The organism is Maritalea porphyrae (assembly GCF_027213965.1).
In the GTDB taxonomy this organism is placed as follows: domain Bacteria; phylum Pseudomonadota; class Alphaproteobacteria; order Rhizobiales; family Devosiaceae; genus Maritalea; species Maritalea porphyrae_A.
This window is the reverse complement of sequence record NZ_JAPWGX010000004.1, coordinates 246,158-258,804: the sequence shown is the minus strand read 5'-3', so window position 1 is coordinate 258,804 and position 12,647 is coordinate 246,158. Positions and strand designations below refer to the sequence as shown.

Below are 12,647 nucleotides of genomic sequence, written 5' to 3'. Positions count from 1 at the left end.
CAGGGCGGCGTACTCTCTTAAATTGTAAACGGATCGTCCATAACGCCAACAAGATTGATCAGAAGCTCACCGCTATTCGGGTCAAGCGCAGCTGTATATTGAGCGTCCACAGCGTTTTTCGCCGCAGCTAGTCCTGCATCACTGCCATCGTACAAAGCCATGGCAGATTTAGCGTTGCCTTTGTCGCCCATCCCTTTGATTACGGAGAAATAAGTGCCAATCTTGGCCTTGCCTGTGATGTAATCAACATCATTTGGGTTGCCCGTTGCAGCTTTGGCGCCATTAATAATCGCCAGCATAAAGACATCGCGAGAAACAGAACCCGAATTCAGTTCACTCACCCAATAGTTAAACCCTGAGGTGTCTGGCGCACGGCCAAGGAAATTGTTGTAAACCGCAGTCACAAACCCAGTCGTATCATTTGGATCAGGATAAAGCGCCACCGTTTCAGGTTGAACAAAAAAGCTTTTGGCAATTTGGCTCAGCTGCATACCCTCGCTCAAACGGGTTCCCCAATAGAACAGACCTTCAGCATCCGGTGCGCGGTTGAAATAGGCAATATACATCTCAATGAAAACGGTCAGATCCGCAGCGGAAACATTGACCACCCCATCAAGCGCATCCAAATTGACGTCTTTGGTGCCCGTCAAAAAATCAATATTCTCAATACCTGTCAGGCTGTCCACACCTTCAGTGCCTTTACGGTCCTGCACTGTGGTCGCCGCACCTTTGGTTATTGTTAAAGAGAATTGCGTCGCTGCACCGGCATATTTGGCCGTGTCCACACCAGCACCACCATTAATTGTGTCGTTGCCACCAGCACCGGTGATGGTATCGTTCCCCTCACCCCCCAAAAGCACTTCAGAACTTGCATTTCCGTTGATGGTTTTATTGCCATCAACAACTGCTTCGGCGGTACGCGCATCAACTTTCACATTAGCCGCGCCCACGGTCACTGTTTTTTTGATGGTACCGTTTAAACCACCGCCGCTAAACTCAAGTTCGTAAGTGCCTGCTTGCACCTGCAGACTGTAGCCACCCGCATCCCAGGTCATGGTCGAAAAAGTGCCGTTGGCGCCCACCGCCTTTACGCTAACCGCCCCTTGTCCCTCACCAATGTCATAAAAATTGTCGCCATCCGCATCATTGATCACCACGCCAGTTAAAAACGTTCGCCCGCCATGAGCAAAGTTTTGTGTAACCATTGAAGCGGTATTTACACTGATTTGAGCATCACTATAGGCGCCAACAAATTGACCAATACCAATTTCGGAAAATGTTTCGGACATCAGATTTTTACGGTGGCCCGACGACTTGAAAAGTCCGTCATGATGAACACCCATTGTGAAAGCGTTATATCCGTAAATCGAACCGAACGCCCCGGCAATATTCTCACCAGTACTGTATCCACCGTTCGAGCTGGTCCACCCTGCAGCAAACATCCGGTTGGTGGGTGAGGTTCCGTCGCTTCCTGTGTGACTAAAGTAATTGTCGTTGATCATCGATACTGAATGCTTGTCAGCAGAGACATTCAAAAACGTACTAAATGCCAAAGGTGCTTTCGCATTTCCGTTGATCGTTCCGGGGGTCAAATCCTTGTTGAGGTCAATACCCAAGCGCGCCGCTTCTGCATTCGGGTCGCTCCGAGCTTTGTTGATAAGCTCCAGCATATATTGTTCGGTCGCTGTCGGAAATGCCATGTGTTTCCTCCCCTAACGGCATTTGGGATGAAAGGTTCCTCAAAATCAAAACACACAGAATTGGTTTGGTCCAGTGACAAGCCAAGAAAACTCACCCATCCCGCAAGTCGCTGTGACTTGAAACAGCGAATAAACACCATCCAGATCACTAACGCTGCAACACTATGGCACTGTCTTGGCACAATCGTGAAACAAGTTGGGACAGACCCGGCACAAACAGGCACATTTCACCCAATTTATCCCCGGTCACGCCAGCCAAAGACTTGCCCTTAAGCTAATTTCTCTTCGATCAATTGTGCCGCACGAATGCCACTCAAATATGCGCCATGCGTTGTTGCGTGATGCTTAAACGTTGTGTGTTCACCCGCTAGCAAAATAACATCTTCGATCGGTGTACCCAGCCCGTCAAAATCTGCCGGTTTCACCCCGACTTTTGAATAAGAGTACGCACCACCGCTGAACGAGTTTTTCGACCATCTTGTTGGTAAAATCTTTGTTGGTTCAGGTACTTGATCGCCAAACATGGTGCGCACCGCATCCATGCAATCTGCCAGCGTATCAGTGTCGTCAAGTGCTTCAACTTGCTTGGCATGATCGCCAAAACAAAACCCGACCAATATGTTTTGGCTGGAAAAAGTACGGTAGTTTAAGAAGTAATTCCAACGCCCTCTTTTTTCATTCATCAACCCAAAATATTGTATGTCCTCGGGCCAAAACGCCGCGTCAAACTTTAAGGCGAGTTTGGTCACATTCCCCATACCAATTTTGTCGATCGAACTCCGCAATTTTTTTGGCAAAGCGGGCTCAAATTCAATTTTCTCTTGCTGCAGAATACCCAGTGGAACGGTGCAAACAACAAAAGACGATTCAAATCGTTGATCGCCGACATAGACGTAGGCACCCTCTCCCTTTTCATATTCTATTCTGTCCACTTGAGCGTTTAACCGCACATCTAGTCCGGCGGCCAAAGGTTTCAATATGGGCGCATAACCCTTTGAAAAAACAACGTCTTCACCATCAAAAGCTTCGTCTTCATCAAAGTAATATGCCGACAATTTGTCCAATGGACCGCCAGTATCAAACTCCGTATAAGCAGAAAGCATCCACTGCAACACTTCGTCATTTTCAATGCCAGGCGAAACCTTTTTAAGGGCGTCGGTTAACGGCTGATCATTGTCGAAAGCAGCATCTACGCGACCAAAAATCTCTTGCAAATCTTTGTAATAACGAGCAATTTTCGCTTTTGGCACAACACTACCTGATGCATCAAAAACTCTATAGCTGTCGTCATCTGTCAGATATGTATCGGCCTTAACACTCTGCGCAAGTTTTGAAATTGGATTGCCATCTGGGCCATGAACCCAAGCCGCACCCAGGTCGAATGCGGCTCCCAACGAATTGTCCGTTTTAATCCGACCGCCGATTTCACGATCCGCTTCCAAAACGCCAACTTCATAGCCCCAGCCCACCAACAGTTTGGCAGCGGTTAGCCCGGCGATACCTGCACCAACAATTATGACATCAAAGTCGGTTTTCTCACTTGCAAAAGCGCCCTTTGTCAAAGCTACAGCCCCAGCCCCTAGGCCCGTTGCAACTGACTTCTTCAGAAAACTGCGTCGCGTTCCAAGGCCATTCCGCTTGCTTGTGTCTGACATAATCCCTCCCGTTTCAGCTCGGAGGTTACATTGCAATTATGACTTCGTCATCCTTTTACAGCGCCATCACCAAGGTCTGACACCAAGAAGCGCTGCGCAAACAAAAAGATAATGGTAATAGGCAAACCAGACAGCACAGCAGCAGCAGCGAAATCGCCCCAAAGATACTTCTGTTCATACAGATATTGCCGCGCACCAACCGCCAATGTCATCTGATCGGTATTGCGCAACAAAACAGAAGCGACCGGATATTCATTGATCAAAAAGATGAAGGACAGCACGAAAACCACCGCCAAAATCGGCACTGACAAAGGCAAAAAGATAAAGCGGAACGCCTGCCAAGGGGTAGCCCCATCAATCATTGCGGCTTTGTCCAGCGCCGGGTCAACGCTGTCAAAATAGCCCTTGATAGTCCAAATATGTAGTGTGATTGCAGATAGATAGGACAAGATCAACGCCGGGTGGCTATCGATCCCGAGCCAAGGCACCACACGGCCCAAAGCATCAAAAATCGCATAGGCGGCGATAACCGTTAGAGCCGCTGGAAACATTTGAACGATCAGCAAGGTGTCGAGCAAGCCAACCCGGCCCTTAAACTGCATCCGCGCAAACGCAAAAGCAGAAGTGGTCGACAATACCAAGATGCCGACAGAGGCAATGATGGAGATTTTGACCGAATTCCACAGCCACAGCAAAACCGGATATGGCGGCAAAATAACGGTGCCATCGGCCCGTGTATATTCAAACCCAAGCGCCAAAGCCCAATGTTCAAGCGTTGGCCGTTCGGGGAAAATGCTTCCCGTCGAAAAATTCCCTTCGCGAAAGGAAATCGACAAGACCATCAAAAATGGGAACAAAATCAGTGCGATAAAACAGATTAGAAATGTGTGTGCCGCAACCTTACGCCAAAACAGAGACCGTTTGTTTTCAACCATCATGAGCGTGCACTCCTTTTGGCAGCCAGTTTTTGCATGGCCCGGTAATTCACAAAGGCGATAATGCCCGTGATGATAAAGATCAACGTCGAAATGGCACCGGCCAAGCCAAAATCTTGCCCAGAATTTTGGAACGCAATACGGAACGTAAACGAGCCGAGCAAGTCAGTGGAGCCTGCCGGGATGATGGTGCCGGGAATGTCCGGCCCACCACGCGTAAGCAGCAGCACAAGTACGATATTATTGAAATTGAAGGCAAAATTGGCAATCAGCAACGGCACCATCGGCGGCATAATTTGCGGCAAGGTGATCGCAAAAAAGTTGCGCACTGGACCTGAGTTTTCAAGCGCGGCGGCTTTGAAATGGTCGCGCGGCACGCTTTGCAGAAATCCGGCTGAAATCAACATCCAATAGGGGAAACCAAGCCAGGTGTTCACCAACAACAGCATGGATCGGGTCAATGTCGGGTTGGTAAACCAGTCCGGCTCCAGCCCAAACAAACCGCCCAAGATCAAATTGATCTCACCAAAGTTTTGGTTGAAAAGGCCCCGAAAAACCAAGATCGAAATAAAGGCCGGAACAGCATAGGGCAAGATCAGGAAGAGCTTGTAGATACCTTTGTGCGCCAGATGCTCCCACTCCAAAACCACAGCCAGTGCAGTGCCCAAACCAGACGTAAAAATCATCGACAAAAACGCAAAGGCACAAGTCCAAATAAAGATCTCAAGCATGGGCTGGCGAATGCCATCTGCAAACAAAACCTTGGTAAAGTTCGCCCAGCCTACACCCACTGGCCATCCCGGTGTCACCAGCTCGCCCGCATCGTCCTGATAAAAGCCTTTTTCGTGATTTGGCACCAATTTCGTGCCGTCCGCACCAACAAGGACATCCTCTTCTTCCAACGTGTAAAATGGCGCAGACGATGCGAATTCGCGCAGCCCATCCATGGTCAATGCCCCACCCTCAGGCAGGTCAATACTAATCTGTTGCAAAGCTGCGCGATTTTGCAAAACCGCCTTTACGCTAAGCGTTTCAGGCGTACCCCCTTGATGAACCATTGCGACTAAACGACCATCAACAGCTTCGCCAATCGGCGCTGTGATCAGCGCGGGCCGACCACTGTCTGCAGGGAAGAACAATGAAGAATCTGACGTGAGGGCAAAAGGTCTTCCACTATCTGGCGCTTTGACCATCTTATCCAAGTGGATTTGCTGCACCCGCTCAAACGGCAAAATGTTGGAGGCACTATAGTTGGTGAAACCAATGCCCGAGGTATAAAGAACCGGCAAAACGATGAACACCGCAATCGCCGCCACACCGGGAAAGACAAAGCGCCACGTGTAAAACCGCGCCCAGCCGAACAGAATGACAATTGAAATGCCAATGGCGAAAGCCACAACGGCAAAGATGGGTTCCCCTGCAAGGTAGAGACCCCAGATAACATACAAAAAGGCTAGGGCGATGGCGGTTAAACTGGCAAGTCGAATGAACGGTTTTACCGTTTCATAGACAGTGCGGATCATAGAGCTTTCCACCAAATTGGATTGTGGATCACGATCATCAGTCATAACAGACATGGCGCTGGCCTTTGCAATTTTGGTGAGGCACCGCCAATTCTGGCGATGCCCCGAACTTAATTATTCTGCCAAGATACGCGTTTCAGCACCAGCCAAAGCATCTTCAACAGAAGATTGGCCGTTGGTGATTGAACGTAGGGCCGGCTCCATTGCTGCCCAGAATTTGCCCATTGCAGGGATTGATGGCATTGGAATGCCGGTTTGCGCATTGGCCAAAGTCGCTGCGATATTCGCATCAGCTTCAACTTGTTTCGCAAACGAAACAGAGGTCACCGCGCCCAAAGGCACATCGTCATTCACTGTTTTCAAGCCATCATCAGTAAGCATGTAGCTTTCGATGAATTCTTTGGCGATATCTTTGTTCGGGCTTGCCGCATTAACAGTTGCAGCCAACACACCAACAAATGCTTTACTTGGTTTGCCATCAACAGATGGAATTGGTGCAACACCGAAGTTGATGCCTGATGTTTTAAGGTTTGACCAAGCCCAAGGACCGTTGATCACCATGGCTGTTTCGCCTTTGTTGATCGCTGCATCCATCACACCATAATCAACACCACTTGGCATCACGCCGCCATCAATCAAAGACTTAATCATGGACGCACCAGCAATCGCACCGGCATTGGCAACACCGGTTGTGGTGGCATCATAAGCACCGTCTTTTTTCTCAAACGCGTAACCGCCGCCAGCCATGAGCAATGGGAAAGAGAAGTAAGTGTTGTTGTAATCCCACATGATGGGGTGCTCGATACCGTCGATTTTCATGGCGGCAATTTCTTCAAACGTTGTAGGCGGTGTTGGGATCAAGTCTTTATTGTAGATCAGGCCAACCGCTTCCACAGCAACGGGATAACCCCAAATTTTGCCGTCAGATGTTACCGCATCCCAAGCAAAATCAAATGTGTTGGCTTTCACCGCATCGCTTGGATCGACCGGCGTAATCAAACCGCCTGCAGCCCATTCGCCAAAACGATCGTGCGCCCAGATAAAAATGTCAGGGCCCTGGCCATTGGCCGCAGCTTGTTGAAATTTGTCTGTAACACCTTCTGGGTGCTCAACAATCACTTCAACGCCAAGCTCTTCCGTAAATTTAGCGCCAATTTCAGCAAGGCCATTATAGCCCTTGTCACCATTGATCCAGATGACAAGTTTGCCTTCTTCCAACGCATATGTTGGCAAAATTGAAGCCGCAGAAATCGCAATTGCGCTTGCTGCAAGGGTGAGTAGTTTCTTCATGTCGTAATCCTCCCGACTACCGATTATCTGCTTAAGCCAAAGCAGCAAAAAAGGCCTGATGGCCATTAAGGCTGACGGTTTTACCGTCAAACCCAAATTCAAATCCGTGATTTTCTAAAGCTGTTGCGCTCATGTTTGCGGGCAATTCATATGTCACAGCATCATTGCTCAAATTGATGACACACAGCACCGCGTCTGCGCCGCTGCCGCGCACAAATGCCAGCCCCTCAACATTCCATTCCAAAAACGTAAGTTCGCCAGAAATCAAAGCTGGCAACTGCTTGCGGAACGTCAAAAAACGTTTGAACTGCGCGTGGACAGAAGTGTCGTCGGCCACTTGCAGGTCTACCGCCGTTGCCTGGTGATCGGGTGCCACGGGAAGCCATGTTTTGTCAGCAGTTGAAAACCCAGCATTTTGCGCGGTTGAAGACCAAGCAAAAGGCGTGCGACACCCGTCCCGCCCTTTAAACTCGGGCCAGAAGGTAATGCCATAAGGGTCGGTCAAATCTTCAAAAGCGACTTCGGCTTCTGTGAAACCAAGTTCGTCGCCCTGATAAATGCAAACGGACCCCTTAAGGCTCAACAGCAATGCGCCAGCCAGTTTTGCAAATTGTTGTTTGTCGTTCGCCAAATCCGCCCAGCGGGTCATATGGCGGTTCACATCGTGGTTGGAAAATGCCCAGCACGGCCAACTGTTGCCCTGCGCAAATTCTTGAGATGCATCTTCGAACTTTGTGATGCACTTTTTGAAATGCGCCGCCGAAAAGTCGGGGCCAAGCATATCGAACGAATAACACATGTGTAGGCGATCATCGCCTGCTGTATATTCAGCCATAGTGCGCAACGATCGGTCGCCATCCCCCACTTCACCAACAGACGACGCACCGGGGTATTCATCAAGCAAAGCGCGGAACTTTTCCAAGAACCCGATATTTTCAGGTCGCGTTTTGTCATAAATATGCTCTTGGAACCCGTATGGGTTAAGGTCCGGCACATCATTTGACCCGCCACTGGTGACCGGCGGATTGTCACGCAACTCTTGATCGTGAACATAAAAGTTCACCGTGTCCAAACGGAACCCATCCACCCCACGCTCAAGCCAAAACCGAACCGTTTCCAACAAAGCGTCTTGCACCGCCTCACAGTGGAAATTCAGGTCCGGCTGGCTGGGGAGGAAGTTGTGCAAATAATACTGGCGCCGCTTTGGGTTCCAGCTCCAAGCGGGCCCACCAAACACAGACTGCCAATTGGTTGGCGGCGTGCCATCTGGCTTCGCATCTGCCCAAACATACCAATCAGCCATGTCGCCATCGCGGCTTTTACGGCTTTGTTCAAACCAAACATGTTGGTCAGAAGTGTGCGACAATACCTGGTCAATCATCACCTTTAGACCAAGCTCATGCGCCCGGGCCGTCATCGCATCAAAATCTTCTAACGTGCCAAAGCTTGGATCAACGTCACAATAGTCTGAAACGTCATATCCCATGTCTTTCATGGGGGATTTAAAGAACGGCGATAGCCAAATCGCGTCTGCGCCAAGGTCGGCGATATAGGGCAAGCGCTCGGTGATGCCGACCAAATCGCCAATGCCGTCGCCATTGCTGTCTTGGAAAGAACGCGGGTAAATCTGATAGATCACCGCACCGCGCCACCAATCCTGCTGCGCATCCAATCCTTCAGCTGCGCCAGTTCCAACATTTTTGACAGCAAGTGCTTCGCTCATTCTCATCCCTACTCAAATTTCCAAACCCGCAAATGGATTCGGCCAAACAATCATTGAAAGCGCTTTCAACAATTGTAAATGAATCCATTTCTGTCAAGAAGGAATTTTCATCTTGTCCGAGAACACAATCATGAACAACTAGATATGAATTCGATAAAATGTTGATTTTACAATCTAATTTTACAAAAATTCAGATAGGATCAAAAATTGACATTTGTCGGGGCTTGCCAAAACAACAATTCAGAAATATGAAATGGCTTAGAAAGCGCTTTCAATGATTGCGCAATTGATCGCCAAATGGGAGTCGTGGAGGAAGGAGGACGTTGTGGCAAATCTAAAATCACTGGCAGAACATCTTGGCCTTTCGCAGGCCACGGTTTCTCGGGCGTTGAACAATTATTCTACGGTCAATCAAGCCACCCGCACGCGGGTGCTTGAAGCGGCGCAAAAGCTCAACTATCGACCCAATTCAAGCGCCAGGCGTTTGGCCACAGGCCGCGCCGATGCCATCGGCATTGTTTTGCCCCACCACGACGATTTGCTGGTTGATCCGCACTTTGCCGATTTCCTTGCCGCCTTCACCAAAAAGCTCGCAACCTACGACAATGATGTGGTGCTAACCGCAGCAGACAACCCACAAACCTATCAGCGCTTTGCCCAAATCGGCAAAGTAGATGGTTTTGTGATTTCCGCGCCAAAAGCACACGACGAACGCATTGCAGTTCTATCAAAACTCAACTTCCCCTTTATTGTACATGGTCGCTGCGAAACCGACCTGCCTTATGGCTTCTACGACATCGACAATGAAGGCGCGTTTTATGATGCGACAAAACTGCTGCTCGAATTGGGGCATACGCGCATCGGCTTGTTAAACGGCGCGGCGGATTTGATGTTCGCCAAGCAACGTTTGGACGGCTATACGCGTGCACACAAAGAATTTGGCCTCAAAACCACACCGCAGCTCATTCATCACGATCACATGACTGAGGAATATGGCTACCGCCATGCCCAAGCCTTGCTCGAACTTGATGACCGGCCAACTGCATTCTTGTGTTCTTCAACGCTGGTCACAGTTGGCGCACAGCGCCGCATCCGCGAAATGGGCTTGGAAATTGGCAAAGACATTTCCATCATCACCCACGACGATGGACTGTCCTCGCTAAAAACCGAGAACTTTTCGGTTGCCCTGACGGTTACGCGCGCACCCATTCGCGACGCAGGTACAGAAATCGCCAAAATGGTGATTGATCTGATCCGCGGCACCCCAATTGACCAATTGCAAAAAGTCGTACCGGTTGATCTGATCGTCAGAACATCAACCAGCGCCCCAAAAAGGAGCAGATCGTGAGCGATCCCAAAAAGGTCCTGCAAATCAGCAACCTCAAAAAGAACTATGGTTCAGTTGAAGTGCTACACGATATCAATATTGAGATGGAAGAAGCCGAGTTTTTAGTCCTGCTGGGACCTTCGGGCTGCGGCAAATCCACATTGCTCAATTGCATTGCGGGCCTTGAAACGATCAATGAAGGCGCGATCAAAATTGGCGGCAAAGACATGACGCAAACCCCGCCGGGCGAACGCGACATTGCCATGGTGTTTCAATCTTATGCGCTTTATCCAACCATGTCGGTTGGCGAAAACATCACCTTTGGCCTGAAAGTGCGCGGCACTGCTAAAAAAGAACAGCAAAAGCAGCTGCAGCGCGTCGCTGAGATTTTACAGCTCGACCAACTGCTCGACCGCAAACCAAGCGCCCTTTCCGGCGGCCAACGCCAACGCGTCGCCATGGGCCGCGCCCTGGTGCGGAACCCAAAGCTTTATCTGTTCGATGAACCGCTTTCCAACTTGGATGCAAAACTGCGCGTTGAAATGCGCGCCGAAATCAAAAGCCTGCACCAACGCGTCAACGCATCAATTGTTTATGTGACCCACGATCAAATCGAAGCCATGACACTGGCCACCCGCATTTGCATTCTAAAAGACGGGCATATCCAACAGATCGGCACCCCAGACGAGGTGTACTATAAGCCAGCAAACACCTATGTAGCTGGCTTTATGGGTTCACCGCCGATGAACCTTTTACCAGTCGTGTCAAAAGGCGCTGACAAAATTTCTATTGCTGGAGACGACAGCCAGCTATCTAAAGCCGATCTCAGTTTTGATGGCGAGGCCATTTTGGGCATTCGGCCCGAAGAAATCCGTGTTGTTGCAAAAGACAAGGGAATGCTCAGCCAACCCGTCACAGCAACAGCCATTGAGCGCACCGGATCAGACACATATATTACCGCAAAGGTTGGCGAACATAGTTTCACCATCCGCGAAGCCGCCCGCAAACGCGTTGAGGTTGGCGATCAGTTCAATATTGATTTCGACCAAGACGCGATTAGCCTGTTTGATGCCAAAAGTGGCCTTCGGCTGAATTAAGTAAAATCAATCAAAACGAAAAGACGCAATGGGAGGCGCTGATTTTCAGCGGCCTCCCTTTTTGTTTGTCCAAACACTCAGTTTCCTGAAACAAATTGAACACAACCACAGGTTCTGTAGAGAAAGTTCTGATAAATTCTTGACAACACACAGATACTTGAATGAAACTCTTCAGATTGTCACAAAAGTGCAAAGGTAGAAGTTTATCTCTCCACCCGCGCTTCAAGTGGCGCAACGAGAACAAAAAGGGGCTCGCGCGGCAATTCTGCCTAGCGTTGAAAGCCTGACCTAAGTGGAGTGAAATCATGAACAAGATTCTATCATCAGGCATCGCCTTGCTTGCCGCTGGTGTATTGAGTGCATCAGCCGCACAAGCGGAAACATTGCGTCTTTTGACCTGGGGCGGCTATGCACCTGAAAATGTTGTTGCATTGTTTGAAGCAGAAACCGGCCACACTGTTGAAGTGACCAAATCAAACAACGAAGAAATGGTCGCAAAGCTGCGCGCAACCAATGGCGGCGGTTTTGACCTTGCTCAGCCTAGCCAAGACCGAATTGCTGGCGCACAAGCCGAGTTCGACATTTATAAACCGATCGACCTTTCAAAAATCGATGCAAGCCAATTCATCCCATCCATGTTGGAAGCCACAAAAGGCAACACCATGATCGGCAGCGATGTATATGGCGTACCACACGTTTGGGGCACATCTGGCCTTGTGGTCAACACCGCAAAAGCTGGTCAAGTTAAAGACTATTTGGATCTTTGTGACGCCTCTGTTGCCGGCAAAGTGTCTTATCGCTTGAAGCGCCCAACACTGATCGGCTTTGCATTCTCAATGGGTCTTGACCCATTCGCAGCCTATAATGACGAAGCAGCTTACAAAGACATCCTGTCTCAAGTTGAAGCAAAATTGATCGAATGTAAGTCAAACGTCAAAACCTATTGGGGTGGCGGCGACGAGATCAAAAACCTTCTTCGCTCAGGCGAAGTGGTTGCAGCCATGGCTTGGGATACAGGCGGTTGGTCTTTGAATGCAGACGATGCTGACATCACCTTTGTTGCACCAACTGCAGGTGCTTTGGGTTGGATCGATACATTTGCAATGCCAAAACGTGGCCGCGCAGATGAAGCTGCATACGCTTGGATCAACTTTGTAATGCAACCTGAAATTGCTGCAATGATCACAACAGCTGCAGGCAATTTCACCGCTTCTCAGGGTGGCGATGCAGGCGTGGATGAGGCACTTAAAGCCCGTTACCAAGCAAGCTTCCCACAAGCGGCAATCGACAACATCAAGTGGTACCCAACAGTTCCAGCAAATCTTGAAACGCTCGAAGGTGCAGTGCTTGATCGCGTTAACGCGGCCAAGTAACCTCACTTTCAGGCAAACCAATTG

9 protein-coding genes are annotated in these 12,647 nt (G+C 49.5%); 3 read left to right on the top strand and 6 right to left on the bottom strand.

Annotated features, from left to right (window positions below):
* Positions 1-17: 17 nt before the first annotated feature.
* From O4H47_RS14080 to O4H47_RS14055, 6 genes are all read right to left on the bottom strand, one after another.
* Positions 18-1,700: a DUF4214 domain-containing protein gene (locus O4H47_RS14080; protein WP_269394638.1), complete on the bottom strand. Its 1,683-nt coding sequence runs from the start codon at positions 1,698-1,700 to the stop codon at positions 18-20.
* Between the two features lie 269 nt (positions 1,701-1,969).
* On the bottom strand, positions 1,970-3,355 hold the full coding sequence (locus O4H47_RS14075; protein ID WP_269394637.1) for a flavin monoamine oxidase family protein: 1,386 nt from the start codon (positions 3,353-3,355) through the stop codon (positions 1,970-1,972).
* 47 nt (positions 3,356-3,402) lie between these two features.
* Positions 3,403-4,293: a maltose ABC transporter permease MalG gene (gene malG, locus O4H47_RS14070; RefSeq protein WP_269394636.1), complete on the bottom strand. Its 891-nt coding sequence runs from the start codon at positions 4,291-4,293 to the stop codon at positions 3,403-3,405.
* Positions 4,290-5,867, bottom strand: coding sequence for a maltose ABC transporter permease MalF (gene malF, locus O4H47_RS14065; protein ID WP_269394635.1), 1,578 nt, complete (start codon positions 5,865-5,867; stop codon positions 4,290-4,292). Before malF ends, malG begins: the two co-directional genes overlap by 4 nt.
* A 60-nt stretch (positions 5,868-5,927) precedes the next feature.
* Positions 5,928-7,103: a maltose/maltodextrin ABC transporter substrate-binding protein MalE gene (gene malE, locus O4H47_RS14060; protein WP_269394634.1), complete on the bottom strand. Its 1,176-nt coding sequence runs from the start codon at positions 7,101-7,103 to the stop codon at positions 5,928-5,930.
* Positions 7,104-7,134: 31 nt separating this feature from the next.
* Positions 7,135-8,826: an alpha-glucosidase gene (locus tag O4H47_RS14055; protein ID WP_269394633.1), complete on the bottom strand. Its 1,692-nt coding sequence runs from the start codon at positions 8,824-8,826 to the stop codon at positions 7,135-7,137.
* Positions 8,827-9,151: 325 nt separating this feature from the next.
* On the opposite strand from O4H47_RS14055, the gene O4H47_RS14050 reads away from it, so the two are divergent.
* The 3 genes from O4H47_RS14050 to O4H47_RS14040 all read left to right on the top strand — a co-directional run bounded on the left by O4H47_RS14050 (position 9,152) and on the right by O4H47_RS14040 (position 12,623).
* Positions 9,152-10,174 (top strand): substrate-binding domain-containing protein, encoded by a 1,023-nt coding sequence (locus O4H47_RS14050; RefSeq protein WP_269394632.1) that lies wholly within the window; start codon positions 9,152-9,154, stop codon positions 10,172-10,174.
* On the top strand, positions 10,171-11,250 hold the full coding sequence (locus tag O4H47_RS14045; RefSeq protein WP_269394631.1) for an ABC transporter ATP-binding protein: 1,080 nt from the start codon (positions 10,171-10,173) through the stop codon (positions 11,248-11,250). Before O4H47_RS14050 ends, O4H47_RS14045 begins: the two co-directional genes overlap by 4 nt.
* A gap of 305 nt (positions 11,251-11,555) precedes the next feature.
* A complete protein-coding gene (locus O4H47_RS14040) occupies positions 11,556-12,623 on the top strand; it encodes an extracellular solute-binding protein (RefSeq protein ID WP_269394630.1) in 1,068 nt (355 codons plus the stop codon).
* Positions 12,624-12,647: the final 24 nt, after the last annotated feature.